The 21,732-nt window shown below is 57.8% G+C and carries 16 protein-coding genes and 2 pseudogenes; 6 read left to right on the forward strand and 12 right to left on the reverse strand.

The features are described from left to right. Positions 1-85: 85 nt before the first annotated feature. Both DXZ77_RS10020 and DXZ77_RS10025 read left to right on the forward strand, forming a co-directional pair. Positions 86-1,582, forward strand: coding sequence for a M1 family metallopeptidase (locus DXZ77_RS10020; RefSeq protein WP_181816116.1), 1,497 nt, complete (start codon positions 86-88; stop codon positions 1,580-1,582). A 64-nt stretch (positions 1,583-1,646) separates the two neighbouring features. Continuing rightward, positions 1,647-2,552 (forward strand): hypothetical protein, encoded by a 906-nt coding sequence (locus DXZ77_RS10025; protein ID WP_147279269.1) that lies wholly within the window; start codon positions 1,647-1,649, stop codon positions 2,550-2,552. 10 nt (positions 2,553-2,562) lie between these two features. Here DXZ77_RS10025 and DXZ77_RS10030 read toward each other — a convergent pair whose 3' ends face one another. Next, positions 2,563-2,853, reverse strand: coding sequence for a YciI family protein (locus DXZ77_RS10030; RefSeq protein WP_115031899.1), 291 nt, complete (start codon positions 2,851-2,853; stop codon positions 2,563-2,565). 348 nt (positions 2,854-3,201) lie between these two features. Here DXZ77_RS10030 and DXZ77_RS10035 point away from each other — a divergent pair, with 348 nt between their 5' ends. Beyond that, a complete protein-coding gene (locus tag DXZ77_RS10035) occupies positions 3,202-4,680 on the forward strand; it encodes a M20/M25/M40 family metallo-hydrolase (protein WP_115031900.1) in 1,479 nt (492 codons plus the stop codon). A 54-nt stretch (positions 4,681-4,734) separates the two neighbouring features. On the opposite strand, the gene DXZ77_RS10040 is transcribed toward DXZ77_RS10035, so the two are convergent. From DXZ77_RS10040 to DXZ77_RS12770, 4 genes and pseudogenes are all read right to left on the reverse strand, one after another. Beyond that, positions 4,735-5,517 carry a hypothetical protein gene (locus DXZ77_RS10040; RefSeq protein WP_115031902.1) on the reverse strand — a complete coding sequence of 261 codons (783 nt, stop codon included), beginning with the start codon at positions 5,515-5,517 and terminating at the stop codon, positions 4,735-4,737. 39 nt (positions 5,518-5,556) lie between these two features. Continuing rightward, positions 5,557-5,733: pseudogene (locus DXZ77_RS12760) on the reverse strand (hypothetical protein); the annotation flags it as partial. Next, positions 5,655-5,948, reverse strand: a complete 294-nt coding sequence (locus DXZ77_RS12765; RefSeq protein WP_115032868.1) for a CLIPPER-2 domain-containing protein — start codon at positions 5,946-5,948, stop codon at positions 5,655-5,657. The pseudogene DXZ77_RS12760 and the gene DXZ77_RS12765, both read right to left, overlap by 79 nt. Continuing rightward, positions 5,864-7,678 carry a CLIPPER-2 domain-containing protein gene (locus DXZ77_RS12770; protein ID WP_442778418.1) on the reverse strand — a complete coding sequence of 605 codons (1,815 nt, stop codon included), beginning with the start codon at positions 7,676-7,678 and terminating at the stop codon, positions 5,864-5,866. The genes DXZ77_RS12765 and DXZ77_RS12770 overlap by 85 nt, the downstream gene beginning before the upstream one ends. A 47-nt stretch (positions 7,679-7,725) precedes the next feature. Here DXZ77_RS12770 and DXZ77_RS11915 point away from each other — a divergent pair, with 47 nt between their 5' ends. Next, positions 7,726-7,950 (forward strand): hypothetical protein, encoded by a 225-nt coding sequence (locus tag DXZ77_RS11915; RefSeq protein WP_147279271.1) that lies wholly within the window; start codon positions 7,726-7,728, stop codon positions 7,948-7,950. A gap of 304 nt (positions 7,951-8,254) precedes the next feature. Here the strand turns inward: DXZ77_RS11915 and DXZ77_RS12635 are convergent, their stop codons facing one another. After that, positions 8,255-10,384, reverse strand: coding sequence for a CLIPPER-2 domain-containing protein (locus tag DXZ77_RS12635; RefSeq protein WP_115031906.1), 2,130 nt, complete (start codon positions 10,382-10,384; stop codon positions 8,255-8,257). Between the two features lie 268 nt (positions 10,385-10,652). Between DXZ77_RS12635 and DXZ77_RS10070 the strand changes: the two genes are divergently transcribed. Continuing rightward, positions 10,653-11,924, forward strand: coding sequence for a glycoside hydrolase family 10-like protein (locus DXZ77_RS10070; RefSeq protein WP_115031908.1), 1,272 nt, complete (start codon positions 10,653-10,655; stop codon positions 11,922-11,924). Between the two features lie 78 nt (positions 11,925-12,002). Here DXZ77_RS10070 and pflA read toward each other — a convergent pair whose 3' ends face one another. The 3 genes and pseudogenes from pflA to DXZ77_RS10090 all read right to left on the reverse strand — a co-directional run bounded on the left by pflA (position 12,003) and on the right by DXZ77_RS10090 (position 17,790). Further along, positions 12,003-12,866, reverse strand: a complete 864-nt coding sequence (pflA, locus tag DXZ77_RS10075) for a pyruvate formate-lyase-activating protein (RefSeq protein ID WP_115031910.1) — start codon at positions 12,864-12,866, stop codon at positions 12,003-12,005. 90 nt (positions 12,867-12,956) lie between these two features. Beyond that, positions 12,957-15,356, reverse strand: a pseudogene (gene grcA2, locus DXZ77_RS10085) (autonomous glycyl radical cofactor GrcA2). Between the two features lie 262 nt (positions 15,357-15,618). Next, complete coding sequence (locus DXZ77_RS10090) at positions 15,619-17,790, reverse strand: neutral/alkaline non-lysosomal ceramidase N-terminal domain-containing protein (protein ID WP_220181633.1); 2,172 nt, start codon at positions 17,788-17,790, stop codon at positions 15,619-15,621. A 255-nt stretch (positions 17,791-18,045) separates the two neighbouring features. Between DXZ77_RS10090 and DXZ77_RS10095 the strand changes: the two genes are divergently transcribed. After that, the gene (locus DXZ77_RS10095) at positions 18,046-18,678 is read left to right on the forward strand and encodes a hypothetical protein (RefSeq protein WP_258553264.1); all 633 of its coding nucleotides are present in this window, start codon (positions 18,046-18,048) and stop codon (positions 18,676-18,678) included. 82 nt (positions 18,679-18,760) lie between these two features. Here the strand turns inward: DXZ77_RS10095 and DXZ77_RS10100 are convergent, their stop codons facing one another. The 3 genes from DXZ77_RS10100 to DXZ77_RS10110 all read right to left on the reverse strand — a co-directional run bounded on the left by DXZ77_RS10100 (position 18,761) and on the right by DXZ77_RS10110 (position 21,693). Continuing rightward, positions 18,761-20,134, reverse strand: a complete 1,374-nt coding sequence (locus DXZ77_RS10100) for a PAS domain-containing protein (RefSeq protein WP_115031914.1) — start codon at positions 20,132-20,134, stop codon at positions 18,761-18,763. Positions 20,135-20,306: 172 nt separating this feature from the next. Further along, positions 20,307-20,717: a YbgC/FadM family acyl-CoA thioesterase gene (locus DXZ77_RS10105; protein ID WP_115031916.1), complete on the reverse strand. Its 411-nt coding sequence runs from the start codon at positions 20,715-20,717 to the stop codon at positions 20,307-20,309. 34 nt (positions 20,718-20,751) lie between these two features. After that, a complete protein-coding gene (locus tag DXZ77_RS10110; protein WP_115031918.1) occupies positions 20,752-21,693 on the reverse strand; it encodes an urea transporter in 942 nt (313 codons plus the stop codon). Positions 21,694-21,732: the final 39 nt, after the last annotated feature.

A 21,732-nucleotide genomic window follows, 5' to 3' on the forward strand; every position in this document is an offset into this window, starting at 1 on the left:
TTTCGTCTTTTTTGGTCACGATGGGGGGGCTTTGCGTAGGAGGATGCTGGTCGCGTCCGATCCCTTCGCACCGTCGAGGACCATCATGACGAATTTTTCTTTCCGTCGACCTATTGCCCTGTCATTGGCTGCTGCGCTCGCTTTGTCGGGTTCAGCGATGGCTGCAGTTTCTCTTCCTGCCATGGCGCAGTCTTCTTCTGCTCATACGGCTGTCGTGCCGAGCAGGGATGGCTCTGTGGGTTCTCCTGGTATTGGTGATTCGTATTTTCCTGATCATGGCAATGGGGGGTATGACGTTCAGCATTACGATGTGAACGTTTCGTACGAGCCGAAGACGCGAACCGTCACAGGAACAACGTCTATCACTGCTTTGACTACGCAGAATCTCACGCAGTTTAATCTTGATTTGGCTTTAACTCCTGAAAAGGTGTTAGTGGATGGGAAGCCAGCTTCTTTTTCTCGCCAGTCCACTCATGAGCTGGTAGTTCGCCCGTCGCAGGCTTTGACTAAGGGCGCGAAGACGAACATTGTTGTTACCTATAAAGGCGTTCCTGAAAAGATTGAGATTGATGGCGAGAAGCCGTGGATAACGACTTCTGATGGGGCTGTTGCTGTTGGTCAGCCGTATATCGCTTCGTGGTGGTTCCCGAGCAATGATCACCCCCGGGATAAGGCAACGTTCTCGATTTCTTTGAATGTTCCTAAGGGCCTGAAGGCTTTGAGTAATGGCTCATTGCAGAAGGTAACGAACCAGGGAAGTACAGATACGTGGTCGTGGCAGGAGTCCACACCGATGGCGCCTTATCTGGCTTTCGCTGTGATTGGCCGTTATGACATTTTGCGCGGGAAGACGAGCTCGGGGATCCCGTGGTTGACGGCGACACCGCAGAGCAATGAATCGTGGGTGAAGCGTGCCAAGGAAGATTTGGCGAAGACTCCAGCGGTGATTGATTGGCTGTCGAAGACGTACGGCCCTTACCCGTTTACGACGACTGGTGGTATTGCAGCTAACGCTGATATGGGTTTCGCGTTGGAGAACCAGTCACGTCCGGTGTATTCGAGCAAGTTCTGGGCTAAGGGACATGACTTGTCACTCATTGTCCATGAGCAGTCTCACCAGTGGTTTGGTGACTCCACGTCGGTGCGGGACTGGAAAGATATCTGGATCAATGAGGGTTTCGCGACGTGGACTGAGTGGATGTACGCCGAGAAGCACGATGGCCCCAATGCTGATGAGGCTTTTGCTCAAGCCTGGAAAGACTATGCGCAGGATTCTTCCTTCTGGAAGATCAAGATTGGTGATCCGGGCCCGAAGCAGATTTTCAACCGGGCTGTCTATGACCGTGGCGCTATGACTGTGCAGGCATTGCGGAATAAGGTTGGCGAAGAAGCTTTCTGGAAGATTGTTCGAGGCTGGGTGGCTTCACACCGGCATGGGCATGGCAGTGTCCAGGAGTTCATGACGTATGCCAATAAGCACACTTCGCAGGATTTGCGTCCGTTCTTTGAGGCGTGGTTGTTCACTCCGGGGAAGCCAAATCCTTCGGCTGATCTTGGCTTTCCGAAGTCTATGATTCGCTGATAGCGGTTATTTCAGCCCGAGAGATGCTAGTCACTTCCTTCTCTCGGGCTGATTAACTTTGCCTATGTCATCGGATACAACAGAGACTTTTGAGCCAAGTGGCGATAGTCAGGTGAAGCAGACGTGGACGTGTCGGCTTCGGGGTGTCTCGTACGAGCTTGATGTGTATCCGAGCAGGCAAGCACGACTTGTGTTGCGTGTTGATGGAAAGCAGATTTACGACAAGAAAAACAGCACTGATAACCGGACTATTACTGTTGACAGAGATTGTCGAGTTCGGGTTCGCCTTAGCTTTTTAGGCAAGGTAAAAGATGCTACTGCTTATGACGGTAATGCTGAGTTAGATTTTGATGCTCCACCGGGTAGCCGTGCAGAGAAAACGCAGTCATGGGGGCGGAAGCATCCGGTGTTGTTTGCGTTGCGGCATGTGGCTTTTAAAGCTGGCGGAATCCTCATTGCTTTTCTTGGAGTAACGGCGTTTGTGAAGTGGCTTTTGGCGCCGGTGATTGAATGGATCGCTGATCATATGCCACGTATTTCGTGGCCAGAGATTCATTTGCCGCGTATCCCGTGGCCTGAAATACATCTTCCGCGTATCCCGTGGCCTGAGATACATATTCCGTGGCCACAGGTCGCGTTGCCGTGGTGGCTGCAGGCAGCGCTCGACTGGTTAACGGAACATGGCGAGATTATCAAGCCGTTATTGATTGGGCTGCTATTGGCGCTTGGGGAGATGCGTCGGCAGCGTAAGCAGCGAAAGCAACGTGAGGCTGGCGTTGCGGATGATCCGAATGCTGCGCTGGAGGAAACGTGGTTGAGTAGGCGGATGGATCGGCTTGATGCGCAGGCTGCGGACACGCCGATGGCGCGTCGGAAGGAGCGGGCCAAAGTGGCGGCGGCGCTGCGTGCCTTAGAAAACAAGCGCCGCGCGCAGGAACAGGCGTCAGTGAACTCTGATGATCCTGTTTGAATGGGTCGGATTATTTTTCGGCGAATACGCCGATGACTGGGGCCCAGGGGGTAATGGTCCAGTCGGTGACGTAACCGTGCACCTGGAACGGGTCGTTTGCGAGGGCTTCTCGGATGTGGCTTTCTCCCTCGGCGCGGAAGATGAGCAGGGCGGAGGCCGGCCTGGTGCTCAGGGGACCGGAAGCGATGAGCAGGCCATTGTCTGCGAGGTGCTGCAGGTGAGCTCGGTGGGATGGGCGTAGCTCATCTTGTTGTGCTGCGGTAGCGGAGTCGTAGTGATATTCGACGGCGTAGTACGGCATGTTGTTGACACTACGAGGTGTGTGGCAGTGATGGGGCGGTTTTGTTGGTGCTCACCACAGGTAGTTGTGCGCTGGGCTGGGCCGTATCCGCAGGATGGTTCACTCATTTTTCGAAGATGGGCTGAGGTTTCACTTCCCTTGCTAATGACTATTAGCGCGACACGAATTTTTTACTTGACTTTTACTTATCGGGTTATTTCCCACTTCATGCCCCTAATACCGAATATTTTTGAAAAGTATTTTCACCTCAGCCTTTTTATCTTCCGTGACTACCAGGTTTCTCCATGCTTCAGTTCAGGTTGAGCACACTCCAGTGCTTATGAGCCGAATAGTTTCAGGAGGATTGTCGTGCGAGTTCATCGACGCACCGCGACGGCTGCCTTGGCCGTTATTGGATTAACTACTGCCACGCTGGGTCCAGCAGGTTTGATGGCTTCGGCGGCTCCTACACCGCCTGAACCTCCTACTGCTACACCGGCACCAAAGAATCCTACGCAGGCATCCCAGAAAATTCGCAAACAGGTCCGGCCAGAAAATATTGAGGCTCACCTACGTGCTTTTCAGGAAATTGCTGATAAAAACAACGGAAATCGCGCTGTCGGCACGAGTGGGTATGAGCATTCTGCTCGCTATGTTGAAGCTGTTCTTCGTAAGGCTGGGTATCGCACTCAGCGGCAGCATTTCGAGTACACCCATGACGAAGTGAAGTCTTCAAAGCTCACGGTGGCAGGAAAGGCTGTTGCCCATCAGGTGTTGAGTTATAGCCCAGCAGCTAAAGAGGGCTTTACTGGTCAGCTTGTCCAACCCAAGGTGATGACCGGGTGTGATGCTGCAGCATGGTCTGGGATCAACGCGAAAGATAAAATCGCTGTTGTGCAGCGAGGGGGGTGTTCTTTCTCTGATAAGTCCAGCGCTGCAGGAGCGGCTGGGGCGGCTGCTCTGATTGTCTACAACAATGGTGATGGCGAGCTCAACGGCACTCTTGGCAAGGTTGATCAAACGCATATTCCTACCATTACCGTCACGAAAGCGGTCGGCGCTGACTTAATCAAAGAGACTGGCCCGCAGGTTGAGGCCACTCTTGTTTTGGACAAGCTCACCGAGAAGCGACGCACTTTTAACATTCTTGCCGAGACTAAAGCTGGACGAGCAGACAATGTCGCTTTGGTCGGCGCACATTTGGATAGCGTCCCGCAAGGTCCGGGCATTAATGACAATGCCTCGGGTTCTGCCAGCATCCTTGAGGTAGCTGTGCAGATGGCTAAACAGAAGGGCATCACTAATAAGGTGCGTTTCGCCTGGTGGGGCGCCGAGGAGATTGGCCTACTGGGGTCGACTCATTATGTGGAGGACATGAAGAAGAAAGATCCTGAGTCGTTGAAGAAGATCGCTGCGTATCTGAACTTCGACATGGTTGGTTCGCCGAATTACTCCATCGGTGTGTATGACGCTGACCAGTCCACTCACGAGGCACCGGTGAATGTCCCTGAGGGGTCTATTCAAACGGAGAGTATTTTCACGGACTATTTCGACTCGGTGGGGCAGCCGTGGATTGATTCAGAGTTCAACGGGCGTTCTGATTATCAAGCCTTCATTGAGAACGGCATCCCAGCTTCTGGTATTGATACCGGTGCTGATGGGAAGAAGTCCAAAGGTGAGGTTTTGATGTTTGGTGGTGTTGAGGGTGCCCCGTATGACGGCAATTACCACACACCTAAGGATTCGATGACGAACGTGAATATGCACGCGGTGGATGTGATTTCTGACGCGATTGCGCACACTGTTTTCACGATGGCCAACAGCACAAAAGACATTAACGGTCGCTGATATCTGGCGATTTCGAACGGTTCTTGTGATCTGCTGATCACAAGAACCGTTCTTTTATGGGCGGGTGCGCTTTCGGCGGTTGCTCAGTATGTAGGCGATTGCGCCGCTGGTCGCGATGAGGGTCAGCAGTGTTGCAGCTATGGGTGGTTCTGTGCGTGTTTCTGCGGTGGGTTGGTGGTGCGCTGAGGTGGGGGTGTTAGGCACAGCTGTTGTGTGTGGGCTGACGTGGCCGGTGCGCCAGGTGGGGTTGGGTGTGGGTAGATGCCAGGCGCTGCTGGGAATGCCTTCTGCGTTGCCTTTTCCCCATCGTTGTGTGGGTCCGTCGATAATATTTCGTGGTGGGATGAGGGTTGGGTTTGTGCTGGTGGAGTCATTGGTGGGGCGGTTTGGACGGTCTTGGTGTCCGGGGCTGCCGGGTCTGTTTGGTGGGTTTGTGGGGCCGTCTTCGGGTAGGGGTGGTAGAGGTGCAGTGGGCGAGGTAGGAGGAGCGGGTTGGGTAGGCGCAGGAGTGGGAGTTGGAGGGTCGGTAGGTATTGGGGTGGGGGCGCCGGGGTCAGCGGGGGGTACAGGTGTGGCGATGAGGGCATCAACGAGTGGGATGGTGGCGTGGGCTGGGGGTGAGAACACGTCGAGAGCTGGTTTACCGGTGGTTGGTTCTGGTGGGGTGGTGCCGTGTGCTGCTGCTGTGTTGGGCAGGGTGTGGGTTCCGGGGATGGTGAATGGGGTGATGTTTTCTGGGTTGATGGTCATTGGGGTATCGGTGGTGCAGGTGGTTGTCTCTGTGGGCGTCAGGGCTGTTTCGGTGCAGGTCACGGAGGTTTTGGCGCTTTGCAGCATGGGGTCGTTGATGCTGAGGTTGTTGATGGTGGTGGTGCCGGTGTTGGTGACGGTGAAGGTGTAGCGGGCGGTGTCGTTGGGGTCGGCGAGGTGGTTGTGGTTGGGGTCGTAGTCGAGTTGGGCTGTTTTGGTCAGGGTCAGGGAGGTGCGGGGGGTGGTTGCCAGGTTTGTGGTGTTTGTGTCTTGGCCGGTGATGATGTCCCCTCGGTAGGTGATGGCGGTGGCTGTGGCGGTGTTAGTAATGGTGGCGCCGTTGGTGATGTCGCTGCTGGTGAGGGTGTAGACGGGGCGAGGCAGGTGGTGGATGTGCCGGGGGCGATGTCGAGGTTTCCGCAGGAGTAGGAGTTCATTTGGATGGTGGCGTCGTCAACGGTGAGGAAGCGCAGGGTGGCGTTTCCGGTGTTGGTGACGACGAATCGGTAGTGGAGCAGGTCTCCTGGGGTGGGGTGGTGGAGTTGTCGGTGTCGTCGAGTTGGTCGAAGTGTTTAGTGACGGTGAGTTTTCCGGTGGGTGTGATGGTGGTGAAGGTGTCGGTGGTGGTGGCTTCGAGGAGGGCGGGAGTGTCGTCGCTTCCGGACAAGGCGTGGCCGGTGGCGGTGTTGGTGGCGCCGAGTAGGTCAATTTCGCGTTGGGTGACGGTGTGGGCGGGGGTGGTGCAGGTGATGCTGGCTCCTGGGGCCAGGGTGGTTGTGGCCTCTTGGCACCAGGCGTGGTCGAGGCCAAGCATGGGGTCGGTGATGGTGAGGTTGCGTAGGGTTCCGGCGCCTTCGTTGGTCAGGGTGATGGTGTAGGTGATGGTGTCGCCGAGGTTAATGCTGCCGTTGGATGGGCCGGTGTGGGTTTTGGTGATGCTCAGGCGCGGTAGGGGGATGAGGGGGGTTGTGGTGCTGGCGGTGGGTGGGGTGAGGGTTCCTTGTGCGGGGGTGGCGGTGGCGGTGTTGGTGATGTGGCGGGCGTCGATGTCGGGTCGGGTGATGGTGTAGGGGGTTGCGGCAGTGCAGGTGAGGGTTTCGCGGGCTTGGATGGTGGTGGTTGTGGCGCCGGTGGTGTTGGTGCAGGTGATGGAGGGTAGGAGTGGGTCGGTGATGGTGAGGTCGGTCATGGGTAGGGCGGTGGGGTTAGTAACGGTGAAGGAGTAGGCGATGGTGTCGCCTTTGCTAGGGCCAGCTGGGGTATCGGGGGTGATGGTGGCTTCGGTGAGAGCACCGGCGATTTTGGTGAGGGTGAGGGTGGGTGTGTAGGTGAGGGGGGTGGTGACGCTGGGTTGGTTGGAGGTCAGTCCACCGTCGGCGGTGGCGGTAGCAACGTTGATGATTTTTCCGGCTGTGAGGTCGGCTGTAGTGATGCGGTATGGGTTGCTGAGGCGGCAGGCGGTGGATGCGCCGATGTCGAGGGTGGTTTCGTCGCAGGTGACGGTGCTTCCGGCTTTGGTATCGGTGACGGTGATGCCGGTGATGGTGGCGTTGGTGAGGTTGCGTACGCGGAAGGTGTACCAGAGGGTGTCGCCGGCGGAGTGGTCGCCGGAGCTGTCGGCGTCGATGACGGTGCCTAGTTGGGATTTTTCGAGCCAGAGGCCTGTTTTTCCGGCGATTCTGGTCAGGGTTGCGGTGGCTGAGTCGGTGATAGGGGCGGGGTCGTCGGTGCCGCCGGCGGTGCCTAGTGCGGTGGCGGTGGCGATGTTGGTGAGTCGGCCTCGGTCGATGTCGGCTTTGGTGAGGGTGTAGGTGGCGGTGCAGCTGGTGGTATCGCCGATGGCGAGATCTCCGGTGCCGCATGGTTTGTTGGTGATTCCCAGGATGGGGTCGTCGATGGTGGGTTGGCGCAGGGTTTTGTTGCCGGAGTTGGTGATGGTGAAGGTGTAGGTGATGCGGTCGCCGATGGCGGCGTTGGTGGTGAGGGCGTTGGTGTCTTGAGCGGTGGCGGTTTTGTTGAGGGTGAGTGCGGCGGTGGAGTTGACGGGCAGGGTGCTGGTGGCGGTGGTGGTGACGCGGTTGGTGGGGTCGAATCCGGCGGGCAGGGCGCTGGCGGTTGCGGTGTTGGTGATTTTTCCGGCGTTGAGGTCGGTGGTGGTGATGGTGTAGTTGCCGCGGCAGGTGGTGGTTGTTCCGGCGGGTAGGCGGTTGTTGTCGCAGGTGATGTTGTTGATGAGGGGGTCGGTGATGGTGAGGTCGGTGAGGGCTGTTGTTGGTGACGGTGAAGGTGTAGGGGATGGTGGATCCGGCTGTGGCGGTAGCTGGTGGGGTTCCGGTTTTGACTAGTGCGATGGCTGGTTGGGGTGGGTGGGGTGCGTCGAGGCAGGTGGTGTTGTCGTTGGTGGGTGCGTTTTCTTCTCCGGTGGGCAGGGTGGCGGTGTTGCGGATGCCGCTGCCTTGGTTGCAGTTCAGGGGCGGGGTGGCGCTGTTTGTCCACAGGAGTCGTACGCGCACGCGGTAGCGTTCGGTGGCTCCGCCGGGTAGGGGGCGCTGGGTGGTGTTGAGGAGGTAGCTGCCGTTGCCATCGTTGGGGGCGGTGCCGCTGCCGGTGATGGTGTCGCCGTCGAGGCGTACCCATTCGACTGCGGTGACTTTCATGCCAGCTGGTGGGGTGGGGGTGTCGGTGAGGGTGCTGTAGCTGCCGGTGGCTTGGCCGGTGTTGCTCACGAGGACGGAGTAGGCGGCGACCATTTCACCTGTGTCGGAGTCGGGTCCGATGACGGTGCCGGGTTGTTTGGTGATGTTGATGTAGGCCGGTTGTGGTTTTAGGGGGTGGCCAGGGCGGAGGTGGAGGTGACGGTGGTTCCGGAGGTTTGTCCGGTTCCGGTGACGGTGGCGGTGTTGGTGATGGTGGTGCCGTTGTCGGTGTCGGTTGTGGTCCAGGTGAGGGTGTCTGTGCAGGTGTAGGTCCAGGTTTCGTAGGTGTCGAGGATGGTGTCTTTGTTGGTGTCGCCGTTGGTGAGTGTGGGGTTGGTGCAGGTGTAGGGGGCGATGGGGGTGGAGCCGCGGGTGGCGTTGTCGGTGAGGGTGATTCCGGCGAGGGGTTCGGCTCCGATGTTGGCGACTGTGTAGGTGTAGGTGATGGGTGCGCTGCCGGTGATGGAGGGGGTGTTGGCGGTTTTGTCGATTGTGATGGCGGGTCGGGCGATGCGTACGGAGGTGGGGTCGGTGGCGCCGGGGGCGGAGGGGTCGTCGGAGAGGAGGCCGTTGGTGTAGGTGGTGCTGGTGAGGGTGGCTTGGTTGGTGATGCTGGTGGTCTGGGGGCTGGTGTTGTTGACGGTTACGGTGAATCTGATGGTGGCGGTGGAGAAGGCGGGGATGATGCCGGCGCGGGTGGTGTTGTTGGCGTGGATTTCGCGGGTGGTGGTGTAGGGCATGGTGCCGTTGGTGTCGGCGATTTTGATGCCGTTGAGGGTGGTGCTGCCGGGTAGGTAGGTGGTTCCGGCGGGGATGTTTTCTTGGAGTCGTACGTCGACTGCTGCCAGGCCGCCGAGGTTGCGGGCTTCGATTTCGTAGGTGATGGTGTCGCCGGGTTTGACTGCCGGGGTTGGGGTGTCGGCGCGTTTGATGAGGTGGAGTCGCGACAGGGGTTGTGCGCAGGAGCCGAGGTCGCCGATGGATCCGTTGCCTGCGCTGGGGGCGGCGGAGATGCGGGTGGCTTGGCCGGTGGCGATGTCGACTTCGTAGAGGGTGTTGGTGGCGGTGGTGGAGGATGCGGCTCCGGCGGAGGCGAGGAGTTTTCCTGTGGAGCTGAAGGCCAGGCCGGTGTAGAAGCCGCCGTCGGTGGGGCGGTTCATGAGGCCGACGATGACGGGGGTGGGGGCGGGTTTGATGCTTTCGTTGGCGTTGATGCTCAGTAGGTAGGTGGTGTTGGTGCCGGTGTTGGCGGCAAGTAACCATAGGTCGCCGTTGCCGCTGGTGACGAGGTCGCCGGCGCTGAGGTTTTTGATTTGGTCGGCGGTGAGGGTTGTTTTTCCGTCGGTGCTGCTGGCGGCGGTGAGGGTGTGGGCTGTCCAGGTGGTGGTTCCTGGGGCTAGGGAGTAGAGGATGCCGTTGGTGGCCCAGGACCATAGGGTGCCGTTTCGGCTGGCGGCGAGGCGGACGCTGGTGGTGGCGGTGGTGTTGGTGGTGATGCGGGTGGCGGTTCCGGTGGTGGTGTCTAGGCGCCAGAGTCCGCCGTAGTTGTTTCCGGCTTTGCTGGGGATGAAGTAGATGTGGTTGGGGTTGGCGGGGTTGACGTCCAGGGCTGCGGAGGAGTCGTAGGCGCCGTTGGTGAGTTGGGAGATGGTCCAGCGGGGTTGCATGGCGGAGGTGGGTTGGGTGCCGAGGGTGCCGATGCGTCCGGTGTCGCTGTTGTTGAGTAGGGATGAGTACCAGAGGGTGTCACATTGGCTTGTGGTGAGGGTGATGGCGGTGGTGGCTTGTGCGGTGGATTCGTGCCAGGTGTTGGTGGTGTTGTAGGTGGTGAAGGTGGCGGTGATGGTGGTGTCCAGGGCGATGCCGGCGAAGAAGTCGCAGCTGAAGTTGGCGGTTTTTCCTGCTTCTATGTACCAGCGGATGGAGTCGGTTTTCAGGCCTCTGGTTTGCCGGACGGAGGGGCATTTGTCGTCGAGCATGCTGACGAGGTAGGCGCGTTCGGCGGTGTTGTTGGTGACGGTGTAGGCCATGCTGACTTGGGAGCCGCTTGGGGGGATGCTTGCTGGGGTGGCGGTGGTGGTGACGGTGATGGCGTTGTCGCTGGAGGTGCCGGTGTTGGTGGGGGCTGCGTGTGCGGCTGGGGTGGGGGCGTGGATGGCGCAGAGAACGGTGAGTGTGATGAGGGCCAGGGTTGTTATGAGGGCGGTGATGTTTGCGGGGGTGCGCGGCAGTGAGGGGTTAGGTAGCAGCTTGGTCATGAAGGGGGTCTGCTTTCTCGCGCACGACGGGGCAAGGCTTGAGCAAGGCGTGGGCCCTTATTCGGTTTCTTGTCGGCAGTTTGGTGCTGGTGTGTAGGGGTTTTGTTGTTGTTTAGTGGGCGGGTTTTGTTGTGTCCGAGCAGGCTCGCTGTTGTGGCGGTGGCGGAGTTTTATGGGTAGGTGCTTCGTGTGGCGCGGCGGTGCGTGGCGCCGTTCAGTGACTGGTAGGGCGTGCTCTGCTGGCGGGTGAAAGGTTGCGGGGTTGGTTATGCGTCGTCGGTTTGGGTCGTTGGTCGTTGCTGGTGCTGTGGTTGCTGCTGCGGGGCTGGGTGGTGTTGCGCCGGTGGCGGCGGCACCGGTTTCGGCTGGGGTGCCTCAGCAGATGAGGGCGCTGTGGGTGGATGCGTGGGAGCCGGGCTTGTTTTCGGGGGCGGAAGTGTCTTCGTTAGTGGCCACAGCTAAGCAAATGGGTGTGAATACTTTGGTGGTGCAGGCGGTGCGCCGTTCGGATTGCTTGTGTAATAAGTCGATTCTTCCGCGGGCAGCGGGTACGGGTGCGGCGCAGTTTGATCCGTTAGCGGATGTGGTTGCTAAGGGGCATGCGGCTGGGTTGCAGGTGCATGCGTGGGTGGTTGTGGGGAAGATGTGGAGTGGCGCAAATGCTCCTTCGGATCCGCGGCATATTTTTAATGTGCATGGCCCGGGCACGAAAGATAGTTGGTCTGATCGCCGTTATGACGGCACGGTGTTGGCTGATGGAACGACGTTTTTGGATCTGGGGAATCCTGCTGCTCGTAAGCACGTGGTGGCCACGGTGGATTCGATTCAGAAGAATTACGCCATTGATGGTGTGAATTTGGATTACATCCGTTACCCCGATCAGACGGCTTCGGGTCGATTGGATAATGACTGGGGGTATACGCCGGTTGCTTTAGCTGCATTTCGGCGAACTTTTAAGACCACGGGTACGCCTGCTCCTGGTGATCCGTTGTGGCATCGGTTCCGCAGGGATCAGGTCACTGCTGTTGTTCGCGGCGTGCATGATCAGATGATGCGTCGGGATAAGAGGGACCGGTTGTCTGTGAATGCGATTGCGTTCGGTCAGGGACCAGGGGCTTCAACGAATTGGACGCGTACAGATGGGTTCCGGCAAACGGTTCAGGACATTCCTCGCTGGACTCATCAAAAGATTGTGGACAGCGTTTTTGTCATGAATTACCGATCGGCTTCTGATGCGACTCAGCGCCGATATTTCACGAGTTGGGTGCAGGGAATGGCTGCTCTGCAAAAGCGTGATGGTCGCACGATGGTTAGCGGTAATGCGATGTGGAATAACACTATCGCGCAGTCTATTGCGCAGTATCAGGAAGCAGCGCGGGCCGGTGTGGGGTGGGCTGGGTATGCCTACAGCACCATGACGATTCCTGATCCTCAGGTTGGGGTCTCGGCGCAGCGTGCGTTGGTGGCTGCGGCGTTCGGTAATGGCCCGTTCCGGGGTAAGGCTGCAGTGCCTTCGATGCCGTGGAAGAAGCTCAAATAGCTGGTTCTCCCGGGCTGGCTACTGGCATTTGTGTTGGTTTTCCTGTTTCTTGGCGCCAGCCCGGGTGAGGGCGTGTTTTTAATGCACCTGGAATCCGCGTTCACGGAACACGTTTCGTACTTTTTCGATGGCTTCAGGTGTGGGCGGTTGGGTGTTTTCCAGGTTGTAGCGCATACCTAATTCGCGCCATTTGTCTACGCCCATGTTGTGGAAGGGCAGCACTTCGATGCGTTCTACAGTGCCTTTCCAGCGTTGAACGATGTCGGCGACGGCGGTGACGTTTTCTGGTGTGTCGGTCAGGCCTGGGACCATGACGAACCTGATCCAGGTGGGTTTACCCAGGGCGTGGAGCCGGTCTCCGAATGCGATGGTTGGGGCCAGGTCGCGGCCGGTGACGGTTTTGTACAGGTCGGGTAGTCCTGATTTGACGTCGAGGAGGACAAGGTCGATGTGGCTGAGGTCTTCGTCGCTGAGGCGTGCTCCGAGGTAGCCGGAGGTGTCGATGCAGGTGTGAATACCTTCGGCATGGATTGCTTGCAGTAGGCGGCGAGTGAATTCGATCTGGAGGAGGGGCTCTCCGCCGGAGATGGTGAGTCCGCCGTGAGAAGCGCGGAAGACTGATTTGTATCGCTTTACTTTGGCGATGATTTCTTCGATCCGCTCGACAGTGCCGGTTTTCATGGCCATCGTGTCGGGGTTATGGCAGTACTGGCAGCGCAGCGGGCAGCCGGTGAGGAATAGCGTCATCCGTGTTCCGGGGCCGTCTACGGCGGTGACCAGTTCCCAAGAGTGAACGAGTGCGACTTCGCCGGTGCGGCGGGCTTCGAGCAGTTCGGGGCGGCCGAGTCCGATGCGGTCGTATCCGATTCCTGCGGCGATTCCGCGGACGCGGTCACCGTCGGTAGGTTCGAGGGTGACTGTGCCGGTGATTCCGTCGGCCATGTGTGGTGGTGTCCTCTGTGCGTTGCTGGATATGTCGAGTCCCGGCTGGGGTGTTCCAGCCGGGGCTCGATGGTTTTATCTATTGGTGTCTCAGGCGCCTTGGTGGAAGGTGCGGGAGATGACGTCGCGCTGCTGCTCAGCGGTGAGTTTGACGAAGTTCACTGCGTAGCCCGAAACGCGGACCGTGAGGTTGGGGTATTTCTCGGGGTGGTCCATCGCGTCGGTGAGGGTGGCTTCGTCGAGGACGTTGATGTTGGCATGGTAGAGGCCTGAGGCCATGTTGTTTTTGCTGCGGTTTTCTTTCATGGAGGAAAGACGTTCTTCGAAGGTTTTCGCGCTCATTGATTGAATCTCCTTATCTGTCGTGTGACTTTTATCGTCGGTTCAGCTCTGGCACTGGTCCATGATGAAACCGGCGTCGAGGATGCCGACGAGGTTGCTGACCTGCTCGTCTTTGGTGCGGCCAAGGCCGGCTGGCGAGATCGTGTTGGTCAGGGAGATGCCGTCGAGGGCGTCGTTGTAGTCGAGTTTTCCGACGGAAAGCATGGAGGCGACCATGCCGTGGCTGTCCATACCGTTTTCTGGGTTGGCGCCTGGGGCGAAGGGGGTGCCAGCTTTGTGTCCGGATGGGAAGGATCCGGTGGCTTTGCCGTAGACGACGTTGCTGGTGATGGTCAGCACGGATTGAGTGGGGATGGCATCGCGGTAGAGCGGTTGTTCTTTGATCTTGCTCATCACGGTGTGGACGATGGTGGCGGCGATGTCATCGGCGCGGTCGTCGTCGTTGCCGTAGACCGGGAATTCCCCTTCGGTGCGGTAGTCCACGATCAGTCCGGTTTCGTCGCGGACTGGGTAGACCTTGGCGTATTTGATGGCCGAGAGGGAGTCGGCAACGATCGACAGACCTGCGATGCCGCATCCGAGGGTGCGGATGATGTCGGAGTCGTGCAGCGCCATTTCGATGGCTTCGTAGGCGTACCGGTCGTGGCAGTAGTGGATGATGTTGAGCGCTTCGACATAGGTTCCGACTACCCAGTCGAGCATGAGTTCGTACTTGTGCCAGACGTCTTCGAAGTCCAGTGGGCCATCACCTGTGACAGGTTCGAATCCGTATTCGGGGCTGGTGATCTGTTTGCCGGATACTTCGTCGCGGCCGCCGTTGATTGCGTAGAGCAGTGATTTGGCTGCGTTGACGCGGGCTCCGAAGAACTGCATCTGCTTGCCGACTGCCATGGGGGAAACGCAGCATGCGATGGCGGCGTCGTCGCCCCATTTGTCGCGGATTTGTTTGTCGGATTCGTATTGGATGGAGCTGGTCTCTACTGAGATCGCGGCGCAGAATTCTTTGTACCCCTCGGGTAGCTCGGGGTCCCAGAAGATGGTGATGTTGGGTTCTGGGGCTGGTCCGAGGTTGCGTAGTGTCTGCAGGAGGCGGAATGAGGTTTTTGTGACCTGGGGGCGCCCGTCAACAGAGAAGCCGGCGTCGGACCAGGTTGCCCAGTAGGGGTCACCGGAGAAGATTTGGTCGTAGTCGATCGTGCGCAGGAATCGCACGATGCGCAGTTTGAGCACGAGCGAGTCGATGATTTCTTGGGCTTGTTCCTCGGTGAGGGTGCCGTTGGCGAGGTCGCGTTCGAAGTAGATGTCGAAGAAGGGTGATAGTCGGCCGATGCTCATGGCTGCGCCGTCTTGGCTCTTGATGGCACCGAGGTAGCCGAAGTAGGTCCATTGGACGGCTTCGTGGGCGTTGGTTGCGGGGCCGGAGATGTCGACGCCGTAGGAGGCGGCCATCACTTTGAGTTTTTTGAGCGCTTTGATTTGTTCGGCGTGCTCTTCGCGGTATCGGGCCCAGTGTTCGGAGAATTCTGTGCCGGCGACGGCGTCCTTGGCTGCTGTTTTTTCGGCGATGAGGGCGTCAACGCCGTAGAGGGCGACCCGGCGGTAGTCACCGATGATGCGGCCACGTCCGTAGGCGTCGGGTAGGCCGGTGATGACGTGTGAGGATCGCGCGGCGCGGATGCGGGGGGTGTAGATGTCGAATACTGCGTCGTTGTGGGTTTTGCGGTATTTCGTGAAGATTTTCTTCACGTCTTCGTCAGGTTCGAGGCCTGCTTCTTTGATAGCGGTTTCGACCATGCGCCAGCCGCCGGAGGGCATCATGGCGCGTTTGAGTGGGGTGTCTGTTTGGAGGCCAACGATGACGTTGTCGTCTTCGCTGATGTATCCGGCGGGGAAGGCGTCAATGTCGGAGGGGGTGTGGGTGTCGACGTCGAAGACGCGTTTGCGGCGTTCGACGCAGAGGTATTCCTTTTCGAGGGTTTCCCATACACGCAAGGTTTTGGCGGTGGGCCCTGCGAGGAAGGACGCGTCGCCGGTGTAGGGCGTGTAGTTACGTTGGACGAAGTCGCGGACGTCGATACCTTCGCTCCACGGGCCTGTTTCGAACCCTTCCCACGCTGTGGTTGTTGGGGTCTCTGCTGTCGCGGTCACGTCGGGTGCCCTCCAAAGTGGTCGGCTTCAAGAGGTCGCTTGTCTGTCTTATCGGCCTCGTGTTGGGGGTGCCATATCGGACACGCCCTTTCTTTTGAATCTACGAAATGCCATCGGTGCTGAAATCGTTTACATCCTTATGTGTGTATGTGACACCCCTCGCATTTCCGTGACGCAGGCCATGTGGGGGCAAACACAGCAACGTGATGCACCTTTCACCCCCACAAAACCCACTAACACAGTGACGGAAATCACGAAAAAGTTAACGCACTGCAAAAGGCCGAGACATTCCTACATATGGCGAAATTTTTCCACCTTGAGCATTTTTCCAGTCACCGGTTTGGACGAGTCGATATGTTCCCGCCGGAGTTCCTTTCGGAATGCGCCACTGCACACTCGCCCGCGAAAAGGCCACTCCTTCCCGCTTCCACGCATACGTCGTATCCCAATCCCGATCCGTCCGCACTGTCTTCCAGGCTCCGCCTTCCTGACGCTGCACCTGCAAAAACGAACCCATCGTTCGGTAGTCATTCTTCGGGTGACCTGCCCGGAACACCGCCGAGGCCACCTGACCAGAGGTGTAGGACTGCGATGGTTGTTCCAGCACCTGCCCAAACTGCTGACGTGCTGGCTTACTGTCGAATAGCACTCCTGGACGGGCAGGAGTCTTGGCCGTGAAACTTCCAGCCGGAGAAGCCGCGTCACTGACTGCAACGCCTCTCTTCATCGCTGAGGCCAAACCAGCAGCTTCTTGCTCGAAAGCAGCAAATTCGAACGGCCCAAACTCTGTCGAGGCCCCTTCGTAATGCTGCGCCGCGTATTCCTCACGAGTGGCCAGATAACCGTTGTAACCATTAGCTACACCGGCAATCACTACCCGGTTCACACCTGTTCCCGCCAACTCAGCAGCAACTCGTTCCTGCAACCTGCGCGAAGCCACCGTGGTCGGCTCGACCGGCAATGCCAAAACCGCCGTGTTCCCCACCCGAACTAGCTGCACCTGCACCACCGAGCTGACCATCTTCCACGCCCCTGTGGGCAGGAGAATAGGTTTCTCCGCATGGCACTTGTCTTGATGCACCGCTGAGATCCCCGCAAACGCCAGCCGCGTCAACCCACCCAGCGCAGAGGTATCAACCTTGTTGACTTTGTCGGAGATAGAGAACGAGTCACGTGTCATCCCCTCATACATTCCTGGGATCTTTGAGGGACCATTCTCACCACCGGATGCAAACGAGAACCCCCGCGCGGCCTTGCATAACTGCACAGCCTTACCACCAGCATATTTGGCATCCACTGTGTAGTTACGCAGATCAATGTGTCGGGAACGGAAATCAACTGGACCGCCCTGTACCGCCCCCTGCGCTTGCCACAGTTGGCGTGCTTTTCCTAACTGCGCTTCTCCAGCAACTTGAGTGTTGTGGTATTCATCAGAGCTGCCCCCGTATCCGGGAGCCGAGTGAGCGTTGCCCTGTGCAGGAACGACATCACCTACCGCACTGTTGGCGAACGCAGCGACAAATGATCCTGCCTTGCTCGGGTCAGCTCCCATCTGCTTCTCGAACATGTAAGAGGCGTAGCCCTTGTTATCGCCGCTGAGTTTGGTGAATTTTCTGCTGAAGCTCGTCGGGTGGATCGCGAACCAGTTCAACACCCCGACCGCTTGTCCGTTAGACCTTCGAAACTCCAGCTGTGTCATGGAGGAATCCACTTCATTGCCTGGGTTTTTATTAGCTCGGTGCGCAGGAAGAGAACGGTTACGCGTGGCTCCTTTAAGCTCTCCCTCCGAACGCTGCACCGTGCCCGGAGCCAGGTTTGTATGCGCGCGACTAATGGACTCAACAATGCCGTTCACGACGGTGTCAAAGTTTTTCTTGTCGTAGCCAGCCGAGGTCGAGTCGGCGCCAGCTACCTGATACAGCCGATCGCCGGACATACCTGAATTGCCGACGTGAGTGTGCGTCGCTGCAATGAGCACATTTTGAGAGGTGTACTTGTCCCCAAACTTTTTCTGCAGTTTGGCAACCACGGCAGAGGTGATCGAGGGGAACATAGCCCCCATATCTGTGGTCACCATAGCCACTCGTTTTCCCGATTTCTGATCAGCCACGACGAAAGCACGTGAGTACAAGCGCATATGCAAGCCATCGACTTCTTGTGATGCCGCATACCCGAACATTCCTGTTTCCGCAGCAGCACCGGTGATGTCATACATACCTGAACCAACAAGATAGGAAGCTGACCCATCAGTCTTCACCGCAGACGTGTGAACGCCATGTGGTTGTGCAGCAAAAGCTGTTCCTACAGGTAAGGCGAGCGCAACAACCACTGCTGGAGCCATGATTTTTGACAGGGTGATTTTTCGAGTACTTCGCGTCATTGCGGGCCTTTCAATTCCTGTGGGCATGAGGTCGATCTCAGATCGGGAGTACATCGTCCGCTGTGTGGTTCGAACTGTGTGGTGCACCACAGGAATCCAGGTTTTTTGATGTGCCAGGAACCATATGAAGTTCACTTACGCAAGCCTGGTTCAAAGCTGGTGGTATTAGCGTTAGGTATCAGTGATGAATGAGCACACATCCGTGGTAGATGTTTAAAGACTTTGCAGGCTTCAAGATCGAGTGAGTTTTCTTTTAAATAAAATTGGGGGTGATGGTTCCAAGAGTCGAACATCTCCCATGAGCAGCTAATGACGGGAGGCGCGCATATGGGACGTCATGTTTTTCGCGGTTATATTGCCGGGGTTGGAACGCAAGAAGGCACTCGGCTCGTTGTTGGCCGTTGGGTGGAATCTCCTTTAGGGACGTTTACTGATGTGATGGTGGAACGCGCCAATGGCTGGCGAATATTACTTGCTCCCTCAGCTGAGGTGGCTGATTTTGTGACAGCCACCTACACATTCGACGAGGTCATCACAGTGCCGGTTTCCTGTGAAGTGACCACCGTTTCACCAGGCGTAGACCATTGGGGCCTGAAGGCTGGGCCATTGGAGCTGTCATTGACGACGGGAGAACGCACTCCGTTGGGATGGCTGCTGCACCTGATCCCCACCTACGTCGCCACAAGTCCAGCATTTTGTCGTTTAACTGACGTGCCTGCTCGTCTCGTCGGGTTACGTACTGCAGGTACGGCCGGTCATGGGCGCCGAGAGTTCTATGGGGCATGTGATGTGCACGCCATCACCGACTCGATTGCTTCGTGGCAGGGACAGGATCTGGGCTCGTTGCAACGGGTGGCTCCCCCGGTGCGTTTTGGTTTTGGGTCCACTCCCCCACGTCCTGCGATGACGTCAGTAACGACAACGATTATTGACGCAAATTAACGATCAATGATCGCATCGCTACAGAGTTCAGCCCCAGAGCGTCCACGCTCTGGGGCTGAAGAAACGGCTGATTCCGGAGGCGTTAAGCTGCTTCGCTCTCGTTGAAGTTATCGATGATGGAGTGCATGCGGCCGATGAGGGTAGCAAGGCCAGCGTCGTCGTGGCGGTCAGGCAGGTGGAAGCAACGCGCCGCAACATCGTAGAAGCGGCCAAGTTCAGCGAAACCGGAGGCTGAGTTTTCCGTAAGCGCAGCCAGTGCCGGAGCAAGTGCAGCAGCAACGTCTCCCTCGGCTTCACCAGCTTCACCGCGCCACTTTGTGGAAAGACGCAAAGTGCGGTCAGCATCACGCACAGCGTCTTGAACTTGGTCAGGAACAGCCGCCAAAGCCCCACGCACCTGGGTAATTGCCGCAGCAAGCTCATCAGCCTCTTCGCCGAGGGCCTGGGTCAGGATCCGCAATGAGGGCAGAGCATCGAACGACTCTTGACTGTCGATGACCTCAACGCAGAAGCTACCGATCATGCGGTTGTGCAGGCGCAGCAGCGCAATCCGGAACCGAAGACGCGCAACGTCGGTGGCCAGGGCGGTCAGTGCTTCATCCAGCCCAGCGAGTTTGTCGATGGCTGATTCGACTTTCTCCGTCAGACGTGTGGTGAAAGTAGCAATCATCTCCGGAACATCTTCAATGTTTGCCCCGTTTTGTGCAGCGTCAGCGATGATGGTGAGCCGGTCAGAAGCAGGGCCTGCATCAGCAGCAGAAGCTTCCAAGACAGAAATGAGTGAGGCGTACTCATCGAGTTGTGCGACAGACCCGGCAGTGATGTCGTCAATTTCATGCATGAGGTGCAGCATTTCGGCTGCATAACCAGTTGCTTCAGGACGCTGAGGAATGCGTCCTACACGCTCGTGCGCTGCAACCTCTGCGGGAAGAATGCGATAGGCGAGATCTTCAGGAGACCTAATACCTGTTTTAGACAGCTCAGCAATCATGAGCTCCAGGCCCATTGTGGCCGCCTCATCAGCGCTAGCCCCGTTTTCACGAGCCTCATGCTCAGCAGCACGAATATCGGCGTATAGCTTTTCGGCGGCTTTTTTGGACTCATGAACGAGCGTGCCCATACGCACCGAAAGGAATTTCTCCCCCACCGGGATCAACGTGGAAATAAGCCAGTACGTGCTGCCGTCAGCAGCCATGTTTTTCATATAGGCGCAAGCAGGTCGGCCTGCTTTGAGCTGGCCCCAAATAGATTTGAAGACACCAGCGGGCATATCAGGGTGTCGAACGATGTTGTGCGGCGACCCTTGCAGCTGATCGTGTTCATACTGCGAAAGACGGACGAACACGGCGTTCGCGAGTTCGATGATGCCCTTGCGATCAGTGGTGGAGAAGAAGTAATCACTCTCGCCAACGATAGTCTCAACGTTGGTCGGTTGCGGTGCTTCATGATGCGCCATGCCGTGTTCCCCTCTTTCCCGCCGCTACGCGGCGCGGCTCGTCCCGGTGTCCCCAGATGCACCGGTCATGGACGAGTGTCCTACTACGTACTCCACGTTAGGGGTTTTCACCCCAAAGTTGCGCGTCGCTGTGGGTTAACGCAGCGCACTTTCATGGTTTTGGTGCCGTTCCCTAACTCCTCAGTTCTGGCGGCACACGGCGCAGGGAACCATCTTCCTCAATACATGCCAGCGTCGTGAGAGCTTTGACCAGTACTTTTCCGTCCAGGCAGATCTTCTGATGGAAAAGAATCTTGAACGGTGATGGGGTAGAGAGAGAAGAAAGCACCTCTATGGTGTCCCCCAGGCGCGCCGACGCTTTGAAGTCAGCTTCAACCTTGGCGACCACAAAGACAATACCCGCTTCGTTGAGTGCCGAAATCGTTTGGCCTCGCTCGGAGAGATACTCGGTGCGGCCACGTTCGAGAAACCGAAAGTAGTTCGCGTAGTAGACCATACCGAGACAATCCGTGTCCTCGTAGTAGACCTTATAGAAGACAGAGCTGTACTCACTTTCGCGAATTTTGTTTGATTGACTCCCCATTCGTACACCCTAAAGGGGGCAGGGAGTCAAGAATTCACGACCTTGCCGACCGCTCCAACACATATGCCCGCACAGCAATAATCGCCCACGTCACGATCACAAACGGCCAGGTGTACATCGGAAAATGCGCTGCTTCGAATAGCTCTTCCAGCGGCAACGTCACCACTGCTCCTACTGCAGCCAGTACCCATGGAATCCACGCAGGCTTGACGTCAGCGGTGAAAACCGCCAATGCAGCAATCCCCACCAACACACCCGAATATTGACTTAGCCCGTGAGCCACCACATTTGGGTCTATCCCGAAAATCGGCGACACCAATGTCATGACCACCGCTCCCACCACTGCCCCGGCCGCAGCGCGCCAGGAACCTACGAAAAGTCCCAGAAGAATCAGCGCTCCGGCTACATAGGAATCAGCGAAGTGGACTTGCCCGATTCCTTCAAGAGCTTCTTCTACCAGCTCAGCAATACCGCTCACCCCCAGCATCTGCAACGGTGAGGCTGGCGGATGTGGAAAACCTCGCGCAATGATCGCGCTGATACCGCTGACAATGCAGAACGGTGCCGTCAGAACCGGTAGACCATACGCCGACAACTTGCCCGCCCGCAGCAGACGAGCCAATCCAACCTGAACCGGAACCACCACAACTGACCCCAACACGGCCGCAACGATGCCACTGCTCCCGCTACCCCACGTCACGAACGCGGCAGCGCCAACCAGTGCAGAGCAATACCCCCATAAGCCGTTCTCGATCTCATTACGGTCAACGCCCATCACCCATGCGGTGGACATACCAACGAGAATGCCAACCAGCGTGAACAGAGCCAGTTGAACATCGGCTATGCCTACACCGATCAGCATGAGCAGACCTGCTATCGGTTTGTCGATAAAAAACACCTGCCCCTGCCCGCGCAACACGGCCCGTATCCAGCGCACAAAGTCGTGACGAGGAGCAGCCTGCGTCGGAAGAGACATGAAGAAAACCTTTCTTACCCGGCCACTGTCACGCGGCCA

Source organism: Dermatophilus congolensis (assembly GCF_900447215.1).
Classification (GTDB): domain Bacteria; phylum Actinomycetota; class Actinomycetes; order Actinomycetales; family Dermatophilaceae; genus Dermatophilus; species Dermatophilus congolensis_A.

Coding starts and splice junctions, on each gene's coding strand:
- DXZ77_RS11915 (WP_147279271.1), top strand. CDS start 7,726: ATGGTGGATCCGGCTGTGGCGGTAGCTGGTGGGGTTCCGGTTTTGACT.
- DXZ77_RS12635 (WP_115031906.1), bottom strand. CDS start 10,384: ATGACCAAGCTGCTACCTAACCCCTCACTGCCGCGCACCCCCGCAAAC.
- DXZ77_RS10105 (WP_115031916.1), bottom strand. CDS start 20,717: ATGGGGAGTCAATCAAACAAAATTCGCGAAAGTGAGTACAGCTCTGTC.
- DXZ77_RS10040 (WP_115031902.1), bottom strand. CDS start 5,517: ATGCTGCAAAGCGCCAAAACCTCCGTGACCTGCACCGAAACAGCCCTG.
- pflA (WP_115031910.1), bottom strand. CDS start 12,866: ATGGCCGACGGAATCACCGGCACAGTCACCCTCGAACCTACCGACGGT.
- DXZ77_RS10090 (WP_220181633.1), bottom strand. CDS start 17,790: ATGTACTCCCGATCTGAGATCGACCTCATGCCCACAGGAATTGAAAGG.
- DXZ77_RS10020 (WP_181816116.1), top strand. CDS start 86: ATGACGAATTTTTCTTTCCGTCGACCTATTGCCCTGTCATTGGCTGCT.
- DXZ77_RS10070 (WP_115031908.1), top strand. CDS start 10,653: ATGCGTCGTCGGTTTGGGTCGTTGGTCGTTGCTGGTGCTGTGGTTGCT.
- DXZ77_RS10030 (WP_115031899.1), bottom strand. CDS start 2,853: ATGCCGTACTACGCCGTCGAATATCACTACGACTCCGCTACCGCAGCA.
- DXZ77_RS10025 (WP_147279269.1), top strand. CDS start 1,647: ATGTCATCGGATACAACAGAGACTTTTGAGCCAAGTGGCGATAGTCAG.
- DXZ77_RS10095 (WP_258553264.1), top strand. CDS start 18,046: ATGACGGGAGGCGCGCATATGGGACGTCATGTTTTTCGCGGTTATATT.
- DXZ77_RS10110 (WP_115031918.1), bottom strand. CDS start 21,693: ATGTCTCTTCCGACGCAGGCTGCTCCTCGTCACGACTTTGTGCGCTGG.
- DXZ77_RS10100 (WP_115031914.1), bottom strand. CDS start 20,134: ATGGCGCATCATGAAGCACCGCAACCGACCAACGTTGAGACTATCGTT.